Source organism: Limnospira platensis NIES-39 (assembly GCF_026000695.1).
Lineage (GTDB): Bacteria > Cyanobacteriota > Cyanobacteriia > Cyanobacteriales > Microcoleaceae > Limnospira > Limnospira platensis.
Genome location: NZ_AP026945.1, coordinates 5,904,272 through 5,924,706, shown reverse-complemented (window position 1 = coordinate 5,924,706; position 20,435 = coordinate 5,904,272). Strand labels below are relative to the sequence as shown.

Here is a 20,435-nt window from a genome sequence, read left to right as displayed (position 1 = left end):
TTACCGTTGTATGCTTCTAGGATCGAGGGCATCTCGGAGACCATCTCCCAGTAAATTAAATGCTAAAACGGTTAAAATAATCAACAATGCTGGCGGCCAAATTAGCCAAGGTTGTAGCACCAAAATGGAAGCATTAGTAGCAGAAGAAAGTAAATTCCCCCAGGAAGGATATGGCTGTTGAATACCCAAGCCAATTAAACTAAGCACGGACTCAGAAATAATAAAACTGGGGATGGTCAGGGTAGCCGAAATAATCACATAGGTAGCTGTTTGGGGGAGTACATGACGGATAATAGTATAAATTGGTTGAGCCCCCATTACCCTAGCCGCTTGGATAAATTCGCGTTCTTTAATAGAGAGAACCTGTCCCCGAATGACTCTAGCTAGTCCCGCCCAACTAATAAATGAAATTATAATTACAATTAGTAAAAACCTTTGGGCGCTGGAAAGTTGGGGAGGAAGGACTGCTGCTAAAGCTACTAATAAATAAAGTCCGGGAATGGTCATTAAAACTTCCACTAATCGCATGGATATAGTATCAATCCAGCCACCAAAATAGCCGGAAATTCCCCCAACCAACATACCCAAGGGGAAAGCAATAGCAATTCCGACTAAACCGATACTGAGGCTGATACGACTACCAAAAACTAAGCGACTCAACTGATCGCGGGCTTGTTCATCGGTTCCTATGAGGTTAATATAGGCTGGACCCACTACGCCAAAAAGATGAAGGTCAAAGGGAATTAAACCTAAAATTTTATAGGGGTCTCCTTTGACGAATAACCGCAGAGGAGAAGGTTGTTCCCAGTCTACTATAGTTTGTCTTTGACCTGTTTCAATATCAACGGGTCCCTGAGTTGTGGGATAAACATGGAGTCCGATAAATTCTCCTTGAGGGTTGACCCAATGAATTGGGGTGGGGGGTAATAGGGATCCGTCTAATTGGGAATTATAGGGATTATAGGGAGCGACAAAATCAGCAGCGATCGCCATAATATAAAACAGAATCAGTATTCCAGCGCCCAATTTTGCCAAGGGATTTTTTTGTAGTCTTTGCCACCATTTCATAAACTTATTAACCTCACCTGCATATCTATCTATAACATCTGATGTTAGCATAAGAGATTACCGCTGGTGGGGGTTAATGACATTACAGGTCAATCCCAGCAGCATCTTTATCCATTCCCATCATTAGTGATTTCGGAAACCTGTAAGTTAGGAGAGTTGTCGATATCTTGGGGAAGATTAGTAAAAAAGGAACCGGCTTGGGGTGGTAACTGAGGGTTAAGGATGATTTCAATAATGCTCTTAATTACCCCAGTGATGAGAATAGCTAAAATTACTCCTAATAAACCACTAACTTTTCCTCCTAATAAGATGGCTGATCAAATCACTACCGGACTTAATACTGTGAGAATAGTATGACTCAAACCCCTATCCTAACTGCGATAATCGGGATTTACTTAACCCAATAGTCGTACCGTCACGCTCAATATGCACTCCATTAAATCTTAGCACACGGGACAATTAGCGCATATCCCTCAGCAACAAATCTTAATTATTGACGGGTTAATCAATAAGCACAACTTAATCAATCTGTCAAATACCCATACCACCCCCCAACCAAACACCGATAGGGTAACTCCCTTGTGATACCCGTCAATGGCAAGCCTATCGGTTCGTTCCTCACCATTGACTGCTATCACGTCGGTCGCACCCCCAAGAGTGTTTGTTTCGGTTGGGGGGGAGGGTATGTTTCAAAATCAACACGATAGCCGTAGGTAGCCGTAGAGGGGAACCTTCTAAGTAATCAATGTACAAAGATATTAGGCTGTCTTTCTATGGACTAGACCTATAGGTAAACCTATGTGCGATCGCTCGCAAGGTTATCTATGGGTCTGATTCATAATCTCCGGTGAGGGGAAACTATGAACTATCATCTACCGGAACCAACCCGATACCCCCAAACAACTTTTCAACTGGTGACAATTACCGGGATGGGACTCGATACCTACATAATCCTCAGCAAGTCTCCAATTTATAGGGGTATTCATTTCGTTCAAAACCCAGTACCCCTAATAAACACCCTAAGCCAAAATCTTAGCCGTAGGTTGTAGGTAAAGCTATCTGTTAGGGGTAAAGTAGTTCTGGGTATTATCTGGACATGATAGGGTAAGCATTCATATAAATTTTTAACAGTCCGTTGCAACAGTCCGTTAGCCAAAAAATAAATAGACACCCCCATAGTCAGAAACCATAGGGGACCATTTAAGTTATTGGGGTAGCTGTTAGGTGTTAGCTGTTAGGTGTTAGGGTTTACGCCAACCATCATCATCAATATCATCTCTGTTGATTGGGAGATGGGGTGATTGCTTTTTATCTTCTAACTGTTTTTTACCAACTATCTGAACTAACTAATTTTTCAAAAACTCAAATAATATGTCTAACTTTTTATTGTTTAAATCTAGTTTAGACTCAATTATTTTATTGCCTATCAATGAATCAATGCCCAAATAAACAATAACAGTGATCAATAACAGAACCTCTAGTATTATTATACTCATTGCATTAATCTCCAAAAATAAAGGGTAAACCATTTAATCCTCTCCCAGGGTTCAAATATTGAGTAAAAATTACTATATGGTGGTGATTCAATTATTTGATATTCATTTAGCCAAATAGTTTCACGTTTAACCATCATATTCTGCTTCACATCATTGTATGTGTAAAATTTTAACCATCCTGCCATTTTCAAATAAATAGAAACCTGGTCTGCATCAAATAATATCCTCACAAATTTACTACCTGATATATCTGGCAATTGTTTACTTCCGTGTGGGGTATCATCCTCTTTGATAAAGTATTGGTTGTAAGCTAAAAACCAATTAGTTTCAGATATATCATATTTGTTAGACATTATCTCACCTGCTTGATTACATTATCGTTATCCGTGTCACACCATAAATCACCTACACTTAAACCTGTAGGGCTTGTCGGTAAATTACTGATATTAACATTTGTAGATGCTGTTGATTTACTTAGTGCCTCTAATTTTGGGGATAATTATTGAATCCCTGCCACTAATAAAGGAACTAATGTTTCATAAAGAATCGTCAGATAATCTATGTTTTTGTCGTCAACTTCAGGGCTATATGTGTGGTCATCTTTAACCAATTAAACTGCATCAGGATAAGACTGTTGAACCTCTTGTGCGATTAAACCTATTTTTGTTTATTGTGTAGAAAATCCATGGCTGCCAACTCATTATATTGAAATTCAATTACATTTAATTTTTTAAGTAAATTTAAGCCATTAATACTCTGAGCACAAACTGTTTTAAGTCTAATATACGAAGAACCTTTAACATAATCTCCACTATCGTTAATCAAAGATACGTTTGTGTGTTCTACTCTAAATCTAGTATGTACTCCAGATGATGAAAGAGTTGAGCTCTTTATAAAATATGTCTGCCCGTTATATAATTGTATTGAATATCTATCGCTAGGAGCAGTTCGCCAAACATCGCTTTGATGAAAATTAATACCATGATATATAAATACTCTAGGATTAGCATCTGCTTCTAATTCTATAGAATAATTCCCTTGATGAGAAAACGCCCAGCTATTTGCTCCAACTCTACTATTTAGTACTAAAGCCGTAATTGGATTATCTCCTATCCGGCGGATGTCAAACCCCCTCCAAACATTAAAATCAATAAGCATATTTCCATCAGGAAAACTTTCATTAGTTGCAAAAGTTACTGGATTATTTGTTATGTTAAATGTTTTAATTCCTGTTAAAGTTTGATTACCTGTAGTTCTAACTACAGTTGAATCTACATTAATTGTTCTATTAGCTGCTAAAGTTCCTCCTCCTGATCAACCATCTCCTGCTGTTAATGTAATATTTGAATGTGTGTGCGTTGTGGGAGTCCTAGCGTCAGATAATCTACTATCATTACCTTGACAGGCTGTGCCTGCTTGCCGTAAGCAACTGCCCATGTTGTTGCAGCACTCCCATTAAAATTATTTCCAGTTAATCCCGTACCATTTGTTAATGTATTAGGAGTATTGGCAGTTATTGTTATATTGGCACTACCATTAAACGAAGTCCCATTAATTGTTCTAGCAGTTTGAAGCGTGGTTGCAGTTGCTGCATTACCTGTAATATTAGAGCTTGTAAAAGCTAATTGTTGCCAGCTACTCCAGACTGCATTTACACGATTTCTTTGATAAATATCTTCTCCTCCAAAAGGTATCATTGTTTGAGAAATCGCAGAATTCTTATGTCTTTGTACAGTACAAAAACGCCATGAACTTCCCGGACTTTGATTTAAAAGAGAACTCCCTTGAGCAAAACCTGTTGTTAACACATCATTCCAATCTCCTGTTACAGTTATTGAAAGATTTGGTAAAGCACCAATTTCTGCTAAACTCCAACTTACATTTCCAGAGCCGTTTACTGATTTGCCTGTAGAACCAATTGTTAAAGTCCGAGCAGTTCCCCAGTTTACAGTAGTAATATTTGCTGTTCCATTAAAACTTGTTCCATTGATTGTTCTTGCTGTTTGAAGTGCTGTTGCTGTTCCGGCGTTTCCACTTATTGACCCGGTAATTAATGAATTAAATGTTTTAACTCCTGTCCATGTCTGATTCCCAGTTGTAATTATCCCTGAATTAGTTGCACTAGCTGTAGGTAAAGTAACATTAGTTCCTGTTGATGATGTAACTACAGGACCTGCTGTTGTTCCTGCTGTTACTCCTAAATTAGTTGCTACATTTACTTGTGCGCCTGCGGCTATTCCATTCAATTTATATTTATCAGCAGAAGTTAATAAACCGGCGATGCTCGTCGTAGCTGCTGGAATAGTAGCGTTAGTTCCGGTACTGCTTGTTACCGTCCCTTGGGCTGCCCCGGTAGTGTAGCTTAGGTTGGTGGAAAGGCGGCTATCATCACCACGACAAAATGTATTTGCCGTGCTACCGAAAGTACCGGTAGTAACAGCGCCTAATGTGGTGGTAATTAACGGTAAATTAGCCGTAGAACCTATAGTTCCGGTATTGCTAATGTTACCGTGTGTATGGCTAGTTGGCGTTCTAGCATTTGATAATCTGACATCGTTACCTTCGGTTACAGTTCCAGTAGTTGTTCCGAAGTTTTTATGAAATGCTGTATTTTTGGTAAAAGTAGGCTCTTTACCGTCTAATGCACCTTGAAGTCCTGTAACATTTGCAATAGTATGTGTATGTTCTGATGGAGTAAACGTTGTCGGTTTACTTGTAACTTCAGACCAAGTAGGTAACCGTGTTGCGGTAGCAGGCGCACTACTGATGTCGCCCCATAGATGACCGTGACCGGATGGCGCGAACGTAGACGGTTTGGACGTTATTTCAGTCCAGCTATGGGAATGAGTAGATGTGGGGAAAGTGCCAGGTTTATTAGTAATATTATTCCAAGTTAACTGAGTTAATTTGACTAAATTAGTATTGGAGTCAATAACTGCTTGTATCCGTTCATTAGTTAAATACAGATTAACTTCACCTTCTGGCAAGTCATCGGTTGATTGCCCAAATTTACTAGAGTAAATGTTGAAATTAGTCATAACTGCCTCTATATTCATCTTAGGGGGGATTCCCCCTAATTATTATTAACCTACAGTAACAAATTCAATTAAAGTTATTGATACGTTAGCGCTAGATTCCGCGATAGCTTGTAAATCGCTACCACCAATTGTTAGCATAACTGTATCACCTGGTTTAACCGAAAATGCAGCGTCTGACACGCTATCGCCGGTAGGGTCTAAAATCAAATGAACGGGTATATTAGACGGGTTTTTGATAAATACATTACGCCAGTTTGTGTTAGCATTTTCTGCTACTCATTCGGCAACTGTATTAGCCGTTAAACTAATAGTGCTTGTAACGGGAGTACCTGGTATCTTAGCAGTAATATTGAGAGTGTCTAAATTTAAAACACTGCTATAAACTGAGAAACTCATAATCACCTACCTCTTAAATAATTCTATTGTAGTCGGTTAGTAAGTGATTGTCTGCTCTAACCCGACAATCTGCGAAACACTATCCTCTGTCATTCCATAGATGCTGGCAGTAGATTTTAACTCGTCATCCTATGCAGTATTAGGGGGTAGCCATAAACATTGACCTGGTATGCAATTGCTGATGTGTCCATGACTAAACCAAACCCCAACGCTACCCGTATTCTGCAAGTGTAAGCGATATCTGTAAGTATTGGCGGCGCGGATAAGTGTAGGGGTATTACCTACGGAAATACCAAAATTTCGGGTTGAGTTAATGATGGTGTTTTTGGTAAGGTATCAAGTTGGTATTCTGCCATACCAAAAATATTAATTTAATCATTATTGTGCAATTGATTTAAACATCTAGCTTTTCATACAGAATGTGAATCTATAGCTAATCCTTCTGTCTGATTGGTAATCAACTCAATCAATAGGTTTTCTGTGTGAATCCCCCCAGAATAAGGGAGTTTTACGATACCTAGATTTAACCTGTTTTCTGTTGCTAGGTTCCCATAAAATACCGGTAAGCTGATAGAACCTTGTCACACATCTTGTTTCTTTTCCCATCTTTGATAATAACTATATTCTGGATAAATTTTGGGTATTTTTGATTGATTGAGACTAGGGATATAGCACCTAGCATTCAAGCTAGAGACATAAGCGTAAGCGGTAATATCATAACGACATCTGTCAGTTATCAAGCCTTCTAAAATCGCGCCATTAAATAACTCTACGGCGTTATGCCAATTGCTGGCATTAATTTCCGTAGCCATATTTTTAATTCCCTTCATGGATAGTCCTCAATTATTTTGTAATATTATATAATATTTCTAATTTATTAATAGCCTTCAATAATTATTCAGCATGGTTAGAGACACTCTAAAAATTAGAGACACTATAAAAATTAAAGATACTATTAGGTCAAGCACACCCAGGAATATTGGTAGGTCAGGAGGAGTAAGTTCAGGTTTAGCAGGAGATTTAGGCGACCAAACATCTTCAACAATGGACTTTGGTAGGGGTTTACCGTATGCAAGGGAAAGAGATAGAGGAGGTGTTCCCGGATTAGTAAATCCTTGGGACCCAATCACCAGAGTGCCGCGTGGAATTAACCCAGAAGACCATGGTAGGTGGAAAAGGGAAGATGATGCGCGGCGAGTAGACGAGGAACCACCAAAGAGAGATGAACCAAAGGGAGGTAAAAAACCACGCGGCGGCAGAAGTGGCGGTGGTGGTAGCGGGAGAAGTTTTGGGGGTCCTAATTCAGGTGACAAAATTGATGATGATAAAGGAAGGCGACCAGGCGATAGTTCAGATGATGATTCAGATGATGATTCAGACAATGGAAATGGCGGAAATGGCAATATCGGTTGTACCATAAAAGCTGATGAAAAGTACAGCGTTGAAGAGTTCGACAGACAAATGGGTAGCGGGGGATGCCGTAATCCTCCACCAAGTAGAAGTAGCATCACTTTTGTTAGTCACATGGGTGGGAATCCGAGGTGGGGGGAAACTCCTCAACCAACAGGAAGTGAGAGGTTTTTTATAGGCAAGGACGGTGGGAGTCTGAGTGGGCATACGGCGACCCTGATTTAATGTATGAAAGTGTAGGTGCATTTTGTGATTCGTGGATGGAATGCACAGAATTTGATTATGTAATTCCCAACTTTTCCGCGAGCACAAAAGATATCCCGCCAGGCATCGGAGGAGGAGAACCTGAAAATAAAAAAGAACCTGAAAATATACGAACGATAACAATACCAGATATGAACGAAGAATGTTGTTGCGGAATGATTAGAAGGATTTACGAGTTGCTAGACCCTGAATCCTTTCCGGCTGAAATGCCTGAAAAAATAACGGTTAATGCTAATAATCCAGAGAACATAATTCAACGAATAAACACATTACCAGAATGGCTAATGTACAGATTTGACATCGATGATGAAAGATGGGGTGAATTTGAAGTTAAAGTAGAGATTGATGATGTCAATCTAATGATAAAAGCAGAAGAAAAAGCCGAAATAAAATTACCTAACTTAGCTGAATTAATTGCTGAAATATTTGGTATGGTAATGGAAATTTCTATCTCTCATCAGGTTACAGAAAACGCTGTTTTAACGGCGTTATATGAAGCAGGTTTGGCTCACGCGGCAGCCTTTAAAGCTGGTAGTGAAGTATCTAAAATAATTGATTATTTAGAATTTGCTACTGAGAAAAAATACGCAAAAATTAAAACAGCCTTTACTCCAGAAGCTGATAATTTTGAGGAACTACTAGAACCCAATAAAAGCCAGGTTAAGATTACCAACCAGAAGGATGCGAAAGAAACATGACAAACAACATTAAATCAAATTAAAGAAATATTTGCTTACGTGCTCAAGGTACTTTACAGGTGAACAGTAATGACCCAGCCAAAGACATATTAGCCGATTTAACGCGGTTATATGATTCAATGAAAAAACAAGACGATATCAGAGAACAGGAAACCAAGAAAGTACAAGAATTATTGAAAAAAGACTTTCCTGATATCAAGATAGAAACCGAATTGATTGACGGCGATAACCCACTAAGAGGGACTTTGTAATGGTTGCCAGAAGTGCAAGAATGCTAAGGAGTACTCGTAGCTTGTCTAGCCGTCAAACCCGTAGCAGTATAGGTAGGAATGGCGTTAGACAAGTTAATTTAGCCCAGAGAACATCTACTCAAGAGATGGGTTGGTTTGGCACATTATGGGCAAAAGTTACTGGTAAAGTTGTTGAATGGGGCAAAAGTTTTGGAGGTTGGCTATGGGAAGGAATTACTAAGTTTTTATCTAACTTTAGCTTTGAGAAAGTAGCGACATTTATTACCTCTAATTGGGACAGCTTTTGGAATTTTAATTGGAATATTAGCGATAGTGATATTGATAGAAACATCCAAAATATTGCCGGACAATTTATAACCACCACGGCTGGGTTTTTAGGTAATATGGCTGGGAAATTAGTATGTGGTGTTTTACCAGTAGCAGGTCTTGCATTTCTCAATAAAGCGGCCGCTATGCATGTAGCATTAAGCAAGGGGCATGAAATGCTTATGGAAGTATCTACAGCTGTCGGTTCATACGTTAAACAGTCATTTAACATGGCTATGAAAGCAATAGCATGGACGTTATTTAAACACGGTAGACGGGTTGTTAAAATGTTTTTAGATAAAAGTCCTTCAACACTTGCAACGGCTATTGTTTCAATGGTTACTGCTGGTAAAGGAACGATTGAAAAGTGGGGTGACGAAAAAGGTGAAGAATGGAGTTTCGGTAAACAGAGAAGGGAAGCTAGGGAGAAATTACCAGAAAGCTATGACGGAAATATTAACACTATTTGGAACCAAGACAGTTCCGAGGAATTCGGGGATGAGTTTAGCGAGAACTGTAAAGAGGCTATTGTGTTAGTCGCTCAAGGTTTAGATGAATATATGGCATTACAAAGAATAGAAGAAAATAGACAACAACAATTAGTTAACGCGGTTATAGAAAACAATGGATAAAGATTTAGACTAGTGTCAAGCCTGCGTAATTTACCGGAAAACGTAACTAATGCTTGGGCTCAAACTGAAATACTAGGAAATAGAGATATAGGGCAATTTGTAGGGTCAGGTGATTTTCCGGAAATCAGTACGTCAGCTAATCTTAAAATACAGTTAACTTTGGTTTTGTACAACTACGAAAAACCTCCATATTGGACTAAAAATAGGCAGTCAACACTGCAAAAAACTCAAATAGAGTTACCGTCGGTTAGTAGGGATAAAATTACATGGGATAGGTTACAAAGGATATTTACTCAACCCAGTCAGCATTTACTAAAGAAAATATTAAAGTTAATTGCACTATAAATAATGGTAGAAAGTTTGCGTTTTTTATTAATGAATTTAGTAAGAATGAGGCAGAAAATATCTGTAAACAATTAGTTGATTTAACTGACGCTAAAATCGTGTATCCTATTACCTTCGAGGAAAGGAAAGGTTTTGGCGGTAGGGAAAATGCGAAAAGAATCAAAGAGAGCAAAATGTATATCAGTGAAGTGAAAATACTTAACTGGGAATTAATTGATAAATTTGAACAAGCTAAAATCGACTTAGGTGAAAGTAGTGCCTTGGCGATGTATCAAGACCCTAGAAAAACCCAAGTCAAAATTCCTCTACATTTCCAGAGAAAACCTAGTTGGGTTGATAATGCCATACGGAAAGCTACGAGGACATCGTTAGAGTTAAAAACTGGAAATCAACCCCCAACTACAACCTAATCATTGAGTCATATCAGTCACTAACTATCATCCACGATGAAAGAGATTACGAACATACTTAGACATGGTTAAACTGGTAGTTAGCGTAATGTTGGTATTGGTAGCGTACCGTCGCGTTTAACTCAAAAGCTGCTACATATATGTAGCTTCTGTTGAAAGAACCATAGCAGCCACAATCAGCAAATACACTGCTATAGTCTAGGTATTGAATAAAATCAAGGTGAGATTATAGCTACTAAGAAAACGCTAGGTGCTGCGACACTGGAAAACCAATTACTTGAAATTATTGAGCCAACCCAACGAATGCAATCGACTGCAAGTAATAATCCTGATGGTGCAACCGTAGTCACTGCTTATACCCGAAATATGGCTACAGGTCTCGTAACTGTTTCATTGTCAATTCCAACAGACGATGTTTTAGACCCTACTGACGGCAGTATTGATGTAATAGCTACAGAGCTATTTGTTGATTAATAGATATCGGGTAGGCACTAATATCATCGTTTTACCTACCCTGACTTAAATCATGTAGAACAAGAGAGTTATTATGCCTTTAAGCGACGCATTTAACAGAGACAAAGAAGACTGGGTAGAAAAGTTAGCCACAGCCAAAGGCTCACATTTAGGTCGTAGTCTAGTAGTTGAAGTTCCAGTAGATGCAACTTCAAAAATAGGCGTACCTATGCCTATGCTTTGACTCCACGTTTTAAGTGGAGGGTCAGTATCTAATGAACCAACGGCCGTCAGGAACTTAACCATTTGGACACCACCTGTTAGGAATACTTCCACGCCTAATACTAACAGACGTAATATCATAAAAGGCAGTCGGGTAAGAGCATACAAGAAGGCTGAATACACTCGTTTCTTTGTTGAGGCCCCGGTTAATCCTGGCTATTGGCGTAAATACACCCAAACACGGGTAGGCGAAAAAATACTGAGATTTATCAGTATTAAAGCACCTCCTATCGTTTCTGTTAGTGGCTTGTTATATGTATTTGCTCACTATTTTACTATCAAGCCAGCATCATTAAGAACCTATAACAGTATGTTCAGAATTCCTAGCAGCGATGGGCTGGCCCTAGCTAACCTGGGTGAATTAACTGTTGAGAGAAGTGAAGCACCAAACCAAGTACAGGGTGATCTTCCTGCTAATGCTCCTGTTAAGTCACCTGGCAGTAAGAGTAAGAAAAAATAAACCGCCAAAAAGTAGACAAAGAGAATTGACCACTATATAAAAAAATAGTGGTCTTTTGTTTGAGTTGTATGTGGCGATAATTTAAACATTTCACAATTATGGTATAAAGTCAATAATTCTTTTATTTTTTGGGCTTATATATTTCTGATTTATTTATAAGTATTAATTAGGTTAAAAATAATAATCATAAACAACCAAAAATATCAAAAACAGTGATTTCCAACTCAATAACTCAATCGTATTTTTTAAAAATGATTTTGTCAATGAGTTGAAAATAACTGACAGATGCGTAAAAACCAAAATACATTAGTAGACCAAAATACCGCTATTTACCAGATTGACAAAGACAGCGTAAAAACCAAGGATACACATGGACTCTCACCTAGTGAATATCTGGCAATCTTAAAAAGGTTCAGCAACTTTGCCGGATTTCTTGACCAAGTAGTTCCTTATCTGCCATATCCCAAAACATCACCTATCTACACATTAAAAGAAAAGTTAGTGTTTGCATCTGTAACGGACGAAAAGGACTTTAATCTGGAATTAACCTACTCTGAGATTATCGCGTTAAAGAATAGCATTAAAGCTATTCTAACTCTGATTAAACTTGGTGGTGGTGTCAAGATGCCACGTAAAGTTTCTGGTGCTATTGCTGACGATATCGCTGCCTTGGAGGGTCACTTTTTTAATCTCTCCGATAATCATGTTGGCCCGGATATCCCTGAGTTATCAACCGACCCTGACCCATTTTCAGTCTGGCTTCAGGGTTAATCCCTAACAGTCTAATTACAGCAGTCTAATTGGGAAATAGAAAAGGCTACCCGTAAAAAGGTAGCCAATACACCAAACATCGAGGACTATCACCATGATATCAAAGCACTGGAAAGAAGTGCGGTTAAATCTCAGGAATATTAAACTTGACCCGTTGATGTATATGGGAATGTCGTTTGCTATAAAGGTTCCTAACTATGCAGGAAGAGGAAAACTTCAATGGCAATTAACAGCCGTTAAATTTTACCATGAATTTCTGGCTTATTATGTGGGAAAAATGATGAAAAAAATTAATCACATTACGCCCAGATAAAATTGAGGAAATTCTCAATAAAGCACTTGAATATTGCCGGGAAGAATGGAGGATTTATCAAGCTGAATCTGGTGGCGATAAAGAGGAGGTAAATAATGATGATTAACAAGTATCACGCCAAAGGACAATATGATGAGGGGCATTACTTTGCATCAACGCTAGAGAGCAAGGTGTATCACCTACTCAAAAAGTATGATGACAACCTATCAATACACCCCCGATTAACTTTGGTTGATCACTGTAATGATTGGAAGTCAATTACATGGAAGCCAGACTTTTATAGTCCAGTTTTCAACCAATACATCGAAGTAAAGGGAACGCTAACAACCGAGTTTAAACTCAAGATGCAATTGCTTAATTACCTTAATCCCGGAATGATTGAAGATATTTGGTTTGTCACTCGGAACAGGTCTTATCGTTGGCCAGGTATTTATTTAATGAATATCGATGAGTTCCAACGACATCTGAAAGCACAATAATTTAAGTTAATAGGAGAACAGCAACCGTGATAAATCTACACTATAAAGGCATATTTAGCCTCAATGGTGAACTTGTGCAAAGCCATTATAACCCCCATAAATTTGACCAAAATACAATCATTGTGGCTTATCAAGTCTTGACACATATTGAGGAACACAAAACACCTGAAGTCAAGAATATTACCTATCAGGTAATGGGTAGTTACAGACCACGTGGTGATTATCAAGGCTCTGCAATTATTAAGCTAACTAAACAATCACAGTTTAGAGTTCAGCTATCCGGTAAGGTAATCCAATGTTTTGGTATGGTTGTCGCCAAATTGCAGCCAGAATCAAATCACCTAACACAATCAACAATCAACAATTAACTAAGGAAGAGTAATCATGAGTATTGGATATTACGGTAAAAGAGATGACGATAAATTCGCGTTTTGTAGTGCAGTTAAATCTGGAGAATCAGGCACATTCCTGGAAATTACTAGCGCTATGTTTCTCGTACAGCAACCTCACCTATGGCTCGTTGGTGTCGGATTAAGCGGTGATTTTCAGAACTTTAATGACAGAAGCTGGAAATTTGAGGAACAATTAATTGCTGTACGTTTCTGCATTGAAGAATATTCAAGCGAGTATCAAGGGAAAAACGGAAGTACAAGCCAACCTCAGTAGAATTAGCACTACTTCACCTAGTCGAAGGTGACAAGCTGCTAACTAACGGCACGATGATGTTTACCGGAACTGTAAATCTAGGACAATCAGCCACACGGGTAGCCGAGCGACTCCTTGAATTAGATAATACCACTGATTCAAATGATTTTGATTCAGCCAAGAATAAGCACGATTTAGCGGAATTTATTCTTGAATACAGTACAGCGTTAGATACCTTTGAATCTACTATTTCTGGCTACACTCTACAAGAAGCCATTGATTTTGTTGAGTTAAAGTCTGGCAAAAAAAATGGTGGCTTTGGTGGTAAACCCAAATCCAAAACCTGGGAATAACGAGTATATTTTACTGCTAAAATCCTTGACTATGAACATGATTTTGACAGCTTATACAACAAGGTTCAAAAATTAGACCCTGATACCCTAATCGCGTTAATTGAGCTGATGAAACTCAGCTAATTAACATAAAATATCCCCCCAATATTGGCGGGATAACTACCAGACAGCAAGCCAACACACTAAGAGGTTACTACCATGTCTGAGGACTATGTTGATTATAGACTAATACGCGATTCAATGGCAGATGAGTTAGAGGAAATAATTGTTGACGGTACATTAGGGACACAAGTTGAGTCAATATGTAGGGCTTGTGCTATCCTACCCTATCCGGATGTTCAATTCCCAATTATTACTAGCTTTATTTGCTCACCTGTTACGCTAATGTCAACCGCTGGGTGTCTGTTTCTTTGGGGGTCTAGTGGAACGGGTAAAAGCCAGATAGCTACTATTGCGGCTTCACTGTATCGCACCGACACAGTGTTAGCTAACAGCACATTTGCTTCACTGAGAAACAAGCAAGATACAGCCAGAAAGATATTGATATTACGACCCGTTACAAAGGGAGTTTGAACGTAATTTTTTATTGGTTTGGGAGGATATCACCCCCCAATTTATTAATTGAAAATGAAAATATGCTTTCACTGTTTAAAGTCTTAAACAGGAAAAATAGTCGAATAACAATTAGCAGCCAAACACCCGGTCACAACATGATTTTTAATGCTTTCGCTTTAAAAGTAATTAACTCAATACATCCTTTATGGACGTTTTGGGAACTTAACGAACTTAAAATAAGGATGTTTACTATGTGGTTTAAAAAGAGACAATCAATGACAAGTTAAGAATCTGCAGGGAATCAATTTGAATTGTCAGAACTTTCGGATATTGAGGATATAAATCTTGGTAATATATCATCTCGCTTAGAAATGTTTTGGAGAGATATGAATAATTGCACTAATTACGCTAAAACCAAAAGAGGACTACAAAAAAGGAAACAAGATATAGCTAACTACAGATTATCCATTGATGTAATTGCTACTCATTCAATGATATACAAAACATCAATAGATAATTAAATCAAAGCATTTAACCGTTACTGGGAATTAGCAGAAACCAAAATATTCGCAGTATCTAGCGGAACAGAACAATTCTTAGACCATTTTATCGCTCCAAGTATTGAGAGCAAAACTAAGCAAAATAAGCAAGCCACAAAAGCAGGTTTTCCTGAATTAATCGAACCAGTTACAGACATTGATCCTAAGACTCTGAAGATGGCCATAGAAAAAGCCAAAAATGATGGTTATTTAGATTCAAGGGTTACTGTTAATGAATTAACCAATTTCATGAAAAACAGAGGATATCACATGATTAATGTCAACGGTAAAAACCTGTGGAAGCAAATCATTTGACTTCCAATTAGTTCATTGACCTAGGAGAATAACACAATGATGGCAGATATCAACAATCAGATGTTTGTGAAGTTTAATACTATGGTAGACAGTTTAGTTTACAACATTAATAAAGAAGATGGTTTGGCAACATTAAAGTCAATACTAGATGATTGCGAAAAAGAATTAACCATTACTGAACTTAAAAAGCAATTGCTGATTAAGGAACTGAATTACACAAAGCACTTAATAGATAAAGTCCAGTAAATACCCGTCCGCGATGACGGTAAACTACGGCAAACAACACACTAATAGGATAAAACCATGACAATTGACTTGGGTAAACTACTTAACCCAAATACCTATCTTAGTGATAGGTTAAGCAGCAAGCTAGTCTCTATATTGGACGCTGTAGAACTTGCCGATTGTCCTACACAATTTGATGAATGTCGTCTGTTGGAGCTTGAAAGCACTTTTCTGGTTATGCACAATTCCTTGATTACAGCAATCAATTAATTGTTGGACTAAAAAATCAAGCAATACGAAGAAGAAAATGACGATGAGTTTTAATCATGCCATAAATCCTCAAGTAAGTTAAATAATTTCGTCAAAACAGGAAACACAAAACCATGAACTAAGAACAAGCAAGCTTAATGGTTATCGCGGAATTAGCACGTGATATTTACGCCCAAATTATGTCACGAGATATCCCCTACGCTAACCAAGATACCAGGGTGAAATTAGCCGAAATAGCTCATAACGCCGCTGTTGATTTTATGACGGTATAGAAAAAATGGGTATCGTCTCAAGAGACAGTTATTGAACCAGTATCATTTATGTCCGACTTTAGTGGCAATGGTTACAGTAGCGATATCTTTATGGGGGGTGACTTCAATGCCTAAGTTATTACCAGTAATCAGCCTACATACTGGAAATTTCAGCAATTTTCTACAGGGCCCCGGTGGAACTTGTGTAGAACTAGATACACCCGAATGGTTTGACTACCTGAGAAAAAACAAGTCATTCTCTGTTGAGTTAAACGGCAAAAGGTTTACGGCTTGCAAAAAAACATCTATCAACAATTTCGCGTACTGGAACCTGAAGGGCTGGGACGGTAAAATCAACCATCACATCTATATCGGAAAATCTGACCAGACTACCAACGAAAAGATTCAACAAGCTGCTATAGCTATGTTTTATCGGTGTAACCCTAAACAAGCGTAAACCCTAACAGCTAACAGCTAACAGCTAACCCAATAACTTAAATGGCCCCCTATGGTTTCTAACTGCAGGGGGTGTCTATGTATTTTTATTAGGGGTCGAGATAGACCTCACGGTCTACCCCTCCCATTCAGCAGCAGAACCGTACATGAGACTTTCACCTCATACGGCTCCTAGTTTGACCGTCTCCTTGTTAAGAGTACAGCATCATCTCTTCATCAAGAGCTGTTTTATCGTCGTGACAATGGCGGTGTAATAATTGAAGATTCTTGTAGTCATCCTTTCCGCCTTGGCTTCTAGGTACAATGTGGTCTATTTCAATTAAATCTGATGGGGTAAAGAATTCCCCACACCAGGTACATCTACCTTTTGGTTTTTTGAGTAGTTTTGCTACCCTAATTGGCGTGTCGATTGCTTGTCCTTTCCTGGTTGCCCAGTAAGTCCAATTTCCGTCATAAAGTGTTGCGTCAGGACGTATTAAGGTATGTCTGACAATTGGAGTCCAGTTGTGTTTGAACAGATGTAACCCATCTTTGGTTTGGAACAGCCAATTTTCGTGTCTTTCTTTCCCATTGCTAAGTTTAATTGTTCTATGTCTGAAATAATTTCTTAGCTTTTCGTAACTTGACTTTCCGCATCTTGATACTGTCCATGCCCTTAACATTTGCCAAACTGTGTTGTCTAGCTTATTGAAGGTCTCTGTTGAGACTACCCCTGAATAATAGTTTGACCATCCCCTAATAATTGGGTTTAGTTTGTTAATCAGGGCTGACTGAGGTGCTGTTTTATGTTGTTTAATTACACCTTTTATCACTTCTGTGTGGGCAACTGCTTTTTGGCTGGGTTTTATGTGAATTTTGTGTCCTAATAGTTTCCCATGTGGAATTTTCCCAGTTCTATATTTTCCTACAGGATATTGCCTAATATTGAAACCTAAGAAATCAAATCCGGGTTCCTCTGCTTTGCCGTTATACTCAATAGATTTGAGTGTATGGCAGATTCGAGTTTTTTCAGGTTTAATCTCTAATCCAACAGGCTTTAGCCATTCAGAAATAGCAGTTTTGCACTGTTCAATGATTCCTAAGTCTTTGGATATGACTACAAAATCATCGGCATATCGTATGACCGTGGCAAATGGTTTGTTGTTGGTATTTTGGGGATACATTTTTCCTATTAACCTACCCATCCCCAACAGTGCGATGTTGGCGAGTATTGGACTTATTACCCCTCCCTGGGGTGTCCCTGTTTCTGTATCCTCGAATACACCGTTGTCTAGCACTCCCGCTTTGAGCCATTGTTTCAGGTCTCTTTTTAGGCGGCTTGGACAATGAATTTTGGACAGTAGGTAATCATGGTTCACGGTAAGAGCATTTTGCTATATCAGCATCAAGAACATAATATTGTCCCTTATTTATGGCAATATAAATTCTGCTGATTGCGTCATGGGCTGACCGTCCTGGACGGAACCCGTAGCTTGTGCCTTCAAATCTCGATTCCCATTCAGGTTCGAGAGCCGACTTAACCAAGGCTTGCCTTGCTCTATCTTGGATTGTGGGTATTCCTATTCCAGCTTTTTTCATCCCTACCAGGTTTTGGAATCCAAACCCGTCGCAGTGGTTTTGCTTTGAGGTTTCCCTTAATGTTCTTGACCAGTTCAAACCTTTGTCTCGGAGAGATTACTCTTACTCTATCAACCCCGGCTGTCTTCTTGCCTTGACCCGCTTGGGGGGCGGGTTTATTAAGCTGACTGTTGGGAAGCATGGCTGACCGTGGAACCCGCCCCTACAGTCTCACTGCTAGGAGCCGGGCATAATATGATTTCACCAATAGACGTTGCCACCTTCGTGCCTTAGCATTTTGTCCCGATTTAGCTGCTCGAAATATACTCTTTTGGAGCTTGAAAACTTTCCGTTGAACCTTAGTCCATGGGATGGCCTTCCATGCGTTGCTCGTAGTCTTGATTGGTTTTGGTTTCCCAAACCCTTTCTTTAAACTCGCTATCGCCATTTGTACACCTACTAGGCTCTATTTCTTTACAATCAAACCGTGACCTGTTAGCATATCCCTGTCATTACAACCGGGCTTTGGCTTTTGGTCACATCTCACCCCCTAATAGGCTTGCGCTTACACTTTTTACTACTGACTTTCTCGACCAGATTGTCAGAGCCTAGAAGGGGTTAAAAACGTTCCGCTTATATGGGCATTCCATCTTGAGATTTGTCCTTTCCACCGGGGTACTTCTAAAGGTCTGTGTAGGTATTATGAAGAAACTCCTACTTTTCCCCATACTCTTTTGAGCGCAGCGTATCAACCTGTTTCGCTACCTGATAATTACGATGGTTCAAGCCGGACATTCGGTTTCCCTAATCATGGATGGTTGGCAGTGGTCGCGTATGGTAGTAGGTTCTACTTCACGCCTTCCGTTCCCCGCTTCAATCCTGGGGTTGTGATTCCTGAAATTGGGGGTGGCTATCGCCGTTACCCTGATTTCCTAACTTTTACTTATCCATTTCTGGGCTTCCTATGAGGAATTTGTATAAGTTAGTTCATTTTGACCTTGGGTTCCCTGCCTTGTTTGGTATATCTCTATACCGAACGTTGGGACATATAAACAGTTATAGAGATGGTCAGGAGTGCGTTCCTTATATTCACCCAGGGGCTTGAAGTCTCTACCAGGCGGTTATTTCAGGTATCTCAACCCTATTTCATGCCTGAACGTATCGCACTCATTTACATAATGTAAATACATTATGTAACTTCTAAAATATGAATGCCTACCCTATCATGTCCAGATATTACCCAGAACTAAGTTACCCCCAACAGATAGCTTTACCTACAACCTACGGCTAAGATTTTGGGGGTGAACTGATTATGTTGGTATCGGTTTCTGCTCGGTAATTGTCACCAGTTGAAAAGTTGTTTAGGGGTATCGGGTTGGTTCCGGTAGGAGATAGTTTAGATTAGGCGATCGCACTTTTAATATCAGCCAGATGATAGCCCATAGTTTCCCCTCACCGAGGATTATGAATCAGACCCATAGATAACCCGATAGGCGATCGCTCATAGGTTTACCTATAGGTCTAGTCCACGGAAAGGCGGTCTGATATCTTTGTACATTGATAGGGGTATCTTTGTACGTTGATAGCTTGGGGAATTATCTTCTGCTGTTGTCGTGGTTGATTTGGAAACATATCCTCCCCCCAACCGGAACAAACACTCTTGGGGGTGCGACCGACGTGATAGCAGTCAATGGTGAGGAACGAACCGATAGGCTTGCTATTGACTGCTATCACAAGGGAGTTACCCTATCGGTGTTTGGTTGGGGGGTGGTATGGGTATTTGACAGATTGATTAAGTTGTGTTTATTGATTAACCCGTCAATAATTAAGATTTGTTGCCAAAGGATATGCACCAATCGTCCCGTATACTAAGACTGAATGGAGTGCATATTGAGTGTGACGATACGACTATCGGGTTAAGTGAATTCCCGCGATAGTAGTCAGGATAGGGGTTTAAGTAAAATGCGGATGGCGAGACTCGAACTCGCAAGGCAAAGCCACACGCCCCTCAAACGTGCGCGTATACCAATTCCGCCACATCCGCAGAAGACAACCGATGACTAGGAATGATTTTTCCCATCGGTGTGCTAATTTACCATTGTAGCACCAAACTCCAAAATTGCCAAACTTTTTTTGCCAACAAATTTGGGTAGTATCTTCCACAAATTCCCAAAATAACATATCCTAACTGATTATT

Annotated in this window: 22 protein-coding genes, 1 tRNA gene and 4 pseudogenes; 16 read left to right on the top strand and 11 right to left on the bottom strand. The window is 39.2% G+C overall.

What is annotated here, in order from left to right; translation table 11 throughout:
• From N39L_RS28965 to N39L_RS28940, 6 genes and pseudogenes are all read right to left on the bottom strand, one after another.
• Positions 1–1,119 carry an ABC transporter permease gene (locus N39L_RS28965; protein ID WP_008052013.1) on the bottom strand — a complete coding sequence of 373 codons (1,119 nt, stop codon included), beginning with the start codon at positions 1,117–1,119 and terminating at the stop codon, positions 1–3.
• Between the two features lie 1,441 nt (positions 1,120–2,560).
• Positions 2,561–2,917: a hypothetical protein gene (locus N39L_RS28960; RefSeq protein ID WP_006615909.1), complete on the bottom strand. Its 357-nt coding sequence runs from the start codon at positions 2,915–2,917 to the stop codon at positions 2,561–2,563.
• 304 nt (positions 2,918–3,221) lie between these two features.
• Positions 3,222–3,722, bottom strand: a complete 501-nt coding sequence (locus N39L_RS28955) for a hypothetical protein (RefSeq protein WP_014275060.1) — start codon at positions 3,720–3,722, stop codon at positions 3,222–3,224.
• A gap of 173 nt (positions 3,723–3,895) precedes the next feature.
• Positions 3,896–5,602 carry a pyocin knob domain-containing protein gene (locus N39L_RS28950; RefSeq protein ID WP_231851969.1) on the bottom strand — a complete coding sequence of 569 codons (1,707 nt, stop codon included), beginning with the start codon at positions 5,600–5,602 and terminating at the stop codon, positions 3,896–3,898.
• 45 nt (positions 5,603–5,647) lie between these two features.
• Positions 5,648–5,998, bottom strand: a pseudogene (locus N39L_RS28945) (hypothetical protein).
• Positions 5,999–6,579: 581 nt separating this feature from the next.
• On the bottom strand, positions 6,580–6,828 hold the full coding sequence (locus N39L_RS28940) for a hypothetical protein (protein WP_014277113.1): 249 nt from the start codon (positions 6,826–6,828) through the stop codon (positions 6,580–6,582).
• 73 nt (positions 6,829–6,901) lie between these two features.
• Here N39L_RS28940 and N39L_RS28935 point away from each other — a divergent pair.
• From N39L_RS28935 to N39L_RS28860, 16 genes and pseudogenes are all read left to right on the top strand, one after another.
• Positions 6,902–8,621: pseudogene (locus N39L_RS28935) on the top strand (hypothetical protein).
• Positions 8,621–9,559, top strand: coding sequence for a hypothetical protein (locus N39L_RS28930; protein WP_231852018.1), 939 nt, complete (start codon positions 8,621–8,623; stop codon positions 9,557–9,559). Before N39L_RS28935 ends, N39L_RS28930 begins: the two are co-directional and overlap by 1 nt.
• A 12-nt stretch (positions 9,560–9,571) precedes the next feature.
• The gene (locus tag N39L_RS28925) at positions 9,572–9,904 is read left to right on the top strand and encodes a hypothetical protein (protein WP_006616323.1); all 333 of its coding nucleotides are present in this window, start codon (positions 9,572–9,574) and stop codon (positions 9,902–9,904) included.
• 98 nt (positions 9,905–10,002) lie between these two features.
• The gene (locus N39L_RS28920) at positions 10,003–10,314 is read left to right on the top strand and encodes a hypothetical protein (protein ID WP_006616324.1); all 312 of its coding nucleotides are present in this window, start codon (positions 10,003–10,005) and stop codon (positions 10,312–10,314) included.
• 228 nt (positions 10,315–10,542) lie between these two features.
• Positions 10,543–10,788: a hypothetical protein gene (locus N39L_RS28915; RefSeq protein WP_006622122.1), complete on the top strand. Its 246-nt coding sequence runs from the start codon at positions 10,543–10,545 to the stop codon at positions 10,786–10,788.
• Between the two features lie 1,006 nt (positions 10,789–11,794).
• A complete protein-coding gene (locus N39L_RS28910; RefSeq protein ID WP_006616325.1) occupies positions 11,795–12,280 on the top strand; it encodes a hypothetical protein in 486 nt (161 codons plus the stop codon).
• Between the two features lie 94 nt (positions 12,281–12,374).
• Positions 12,375–12,699, top strand: a pseudogene (locus tag N39L_RS28905) (hypothetical protein).
• A complete protein-coding gene (locus tag N39L_RS28900) occupies positions 12,689–13,072 on the top strand; it encodes a DUF1064 domain-containing protein (protein WP_006616299.1) in 384 nt (127 codons plus the stop codon). Before N39L_RS28905 ends, N39L_RS28900 begins: the two are co-directional and overlap by 11 nt.
• Positions 13,073–13,098: 26 nt before the next feature.
• Complete coding sequence (locus N39L_RS28895; protein WP_006616300.1) at positions 13,099–13,440, top strand: hypothetical protein; 342 nt, start codon at positions 13,099–13,101, stop codon at positions 13,438–13,440.
• Between the two features lie 16 nt (positions 13,441–13,456).
• Positions 13,457–13,738, top strand: coding sequence for a hypothetical protein (locus tag N39L_RS28890; protein WP_006616301.1), 282 nt, complete (start codon positions 13,457–13,459; stop codon positions 13,736–13,738).
• A gap of 53 nt (positions 13,739–13,791) precedes the next feature.
• Entirely contained in the window at positions 13,792–14,070 is a 279-nt protein-coding gene (locus N39L_RS28885) for a hypothetical protein (protein WP_006616302.1), read from the top strand.
• Positions 14,071–14,268: 198 nt separating this feature from the next.
• Positions 14,269–14,643, top strand: coding sequence for a hypothetical protein (locus tag N39L_RS28880; protein WP_006616303.1), 375 nt, complete (start codon positions 14,269–14,271; stop codon positions 14,641–14,643).
• Between the two features lie 872 nt (positions 14,644–15,515).
• Positions 15,516–15,725 carry a hypothetical protein gene (locus tag N39L_RS28875; protein WP_006616304.1) on the top strand — a complete coding sequence of 70 codons (210 nt, stop codon included), beginning with the start codon at positions 15,516–15,518 and terminating at the stop codon, positions 15,723–15,725.
• Positions 15,726–15,782: 57 nt separating this feature from the next.
• Positions 15,783–15,974: a hypothetical protein gene (locus N39L_RS28870; protein ID WP_014274621.1), complete on the top strand. Its 192-nt coding sequence runs from the start codon at positions 15,783–15,785 to the stop codon at positions 15,972–15,974.
• Between the two features lie 137 nt (positions 15,975–16,111).
• A pseudogene (locus N39L_RS28865) lies at positions 16,112–16,360 on the top strand (hypothetical protein).
• Positions 16,353–16,682 (top strand): hypothetical protein, encoded by a 330-nt coding sequence (locus N39L_RS28860; protein ID WP_014276168.1) that lies wholly within the window; start codon positions 16,353–16,355, stop codon positions 16,680–16,682. The pseudogene N39L_RS28865 and the gene N39L_RS28860 overlap by 8 nt, the downstream one beginning before the upstream one ends.
• Before the next feature lie 190 nt (positions 16,683–16,872).
• Here N39L_RS28860 and N39L_RS28855 read toward each other — a convergent pair whose 3' ends face one another.
• The 5 genes from N39L_RS28855 to N39L_RS28835 all read right to left on the bottom strand — a co-directional run bounded on the left by N39L_RS28855 (position 16,873) and on the right by N39L_RS28835 (position 20,282).
• On the bottom strand, positions 16,873–18,039 hold the full coding sequence (locus tag N39L_RS28855) for a group II intron reverse transcriptase (protein ID WP_014274623.1): 1,167 nt from the start codon (positions 18,037–18,039) through the stop codon (positions 16,873–16,875).
• Positions 18,029–18,259 carry a reverse transcriptase domain-containing protein gene (locus tag N39L_RS28850; RefSeq protein WP_014274624.1) on the bottom strand — a complete coding sequence of 77 codons (231 nt, stop codon included), beginning with the start codon at positions 18,257–18,259 and terminating at the stop codon, positions 18,029–18,031. The genes N39L_RS28855 and N39L_RS28850 overlap by 11 nt, the downstream gene beginning before the upstream one ends.
• Positions 18,219–18,440 (bottom strand): hypothetical protein, encoded by a 222-nt coding sequence (locus N39L_RS28845; protein WP_014274625.1) that lies wholly within the window; start codon positions 18,438–18,440, stop codon positions 18,219–18,221. Before N39L_RS28845 ends, N39L_RS28850 begins: the two co-directional genes overlap by 41 nt.
• A 21-nt stretch (positions 18,441–18,461) precedes the next feature.
• Complete coding sequence (locus tag N39L_RS28840; protein ID WP_014274626.1) at positions 18,462–18,686, bottom strand: reverse transcriptase N-terminal domain-containing protein; 225 nt, start codon at positions 18,684–18,686, stop codon at positions 18,462–18,464.
• 1,515 nt (positions 18,687–20,201) lie between these two features.
• A tRNA-Leu gene (locus N39L_RS28835) sits at positions 20,202–20,282 on the bottom strand.
• Positions 20,283–20,435: the final 153 nt, after the last annotated feature.

Excerpts from the sequence above, each read along its gene's own strand:
- N39L_RS28965 (WP_008052013.1), bottom strand. The coding sequence starts at position 1,119 with ATGCTAACATCAGATGTTATAGATAGATATGCAGGTGAGGTTAATAAG.
- N39L_RS28840 (WP_014274626.1), bottom strand. The coding sequence starts at position 18,686 with ATGGCGATAGCGAGTTTAAAGAAAGGGTTTGGGAAACCAAAACCAATC.
- N39L_RS28960 (WP_006615909.1), bottom strand. The coding sequence starts at position 2,917 with ATGTCTAACAAATATGATATATCTGAAACTAATTGGTTTTTAGCTTAC.
- N39L_RS28950 (WP_231851969.1), bottom strand. The coding sequence starts at position 5,602 with ATGACTAATTTCAACATTTACTCTAGTAAATTTGGGCAATCAACCGAT.
- N39L_RS28910 (WP_006616325.1), top strand. The coding sequence starts at position 11,795 with ATGCGTAAAAACCAAAATACATTAGTAGACCAAAATACCGCTATTTAC.
- N39L_RS28890 (WP_006616301.1), top strand. The coding sequence starts at position 13,457 with ATGAGTATTGGATATTACGGTAAAAGAGATGACGATAAATTCGCGTTT.
- N39L_RS28880 (WP_006616303.1), top strand. The coding sequence starts at position 14,269 with ATGTCTGAGGACTATGTTGATTATAGACTAATACGCGATTCAATGGCA.
- N39L_RS28885 (WP_006616302.1), top strand. The coding sequence starts at position 13,792 with ATGATGTTTACCGGAACTGTAAATCTAGGACAATCAGCCACACGGGTA.
- N39L_RS28860 (WP_014276168.1), top strand. The coding sequence starts at position 16,353 with ATGCCTAAGTTATTACCAGTAATCAGCCTACATACTGGAAATTTCAGC.
- N39L_RS28940 (WP_014277113.1), bottom strand. The coding sequence starts at position 6,828 with ATGAAGGGAATTAAAAATATGGCTACGGAAATTAATGCCAGCAATTGG.
- N39L_RS28870 (WP_014274621.1), top strand. The coding sequence starts at position 15,783 with ATGACAATTGACTTGGGTAAACTACTTAACCCAAATACCTATCTTAGT.
- N39L_RS28845 (WP_014274625.1), bottom strand. The coding sequence starts at position 18,440 with ATGCTTCCCAACAGTCAGCTTAATAAACCCGCCCCCCAAGCGGGTCAA.
- N39L_RS28850 (WP_014274624.1), bottom strand. The coding sequence starts at position 18,259 with ATGAAAAAAGCTGGAATAGGAATACCCACAATCCAAGATAGAGCAAGG.
- N39L_RS28875 (WP_006616304.1), top strand. The coding sequence starts at position 15,516 with ATGATGGCAGATATCAACAATCAGATGTTTGTGAAGTTTAATACTATG.
- N39L_RS28955 (WP_014275060.1), bottom strand. The coding sequence starts at position 3,722 with ATGCTTATTGATTTTAATGTTTGGAGGGGGTTTGACATCCGCCGGATA.
- N39L_RS28900 (WP_006616299.1), top strand. The coding sequence starts at position 12,689 with ATGATGATTAACAAGTATCACGCCAAAGGACAATATGATGAGGGGCAT.
- N39L_RS28930 (WP_231852018.1), top strand. The coding sequence starts at position 8,621 with ATGGTTGCCAGAAGTGCAAGAATGCTAAGGAGTACTCGTAGCTTGTCT.